Consider the following 313-nt stretch of genomic DNA (forward strand, 5'->3'; position numbering starts at 1 on the left):
ACAAATAGTATTAATTCGCCTTTTTCTAGTAGAAATAACCTCACGTTGCTAGTAATGTGCGTACTTCGATATAGATGATTCAGGGAAGTAACGAATTGCCTAACGATACAGAGAAACAAGCAAACGCAACCTCATCGCTACTCAGTGATCGATTGGAGATCCACCATCTTGGTCGTCAAGATTACGAACCAATATGGCAGAGAATGCACCGATTCACCGATGAGCGCGACGAAAATACCGTCGATCAGATATGGATTGTTGAGCACAATCCTGTTTTTACGCAAGGCCAAGCGGGTAAAGAGGAACACCTCCT

1 pseudogene is annotated in these 313 nt (G+C 43.5%); it reads left to right on the top strand.

What is annotated here, in order from left to right:
* Positions 1-74 precede the first annotated feature (74 nt).
* Positions 75-313 (top strand): annotated as a pseudogene (locus AB4585_RS27145) (octanoyltransferase); the annotation flags it as partial.

Source organism: Vibrio sp. 10N.222.49.C9 (genome assembly GCF_041474985.1).
In the GTDB taxonomy this organism is placed as follows: domain Bacteria; phylum Pseudomonadota; class Gammaproteobacteria; order Enterobacterales; family Vibrionaceae; genus Vibrio; species Vibrio crassostreae_C.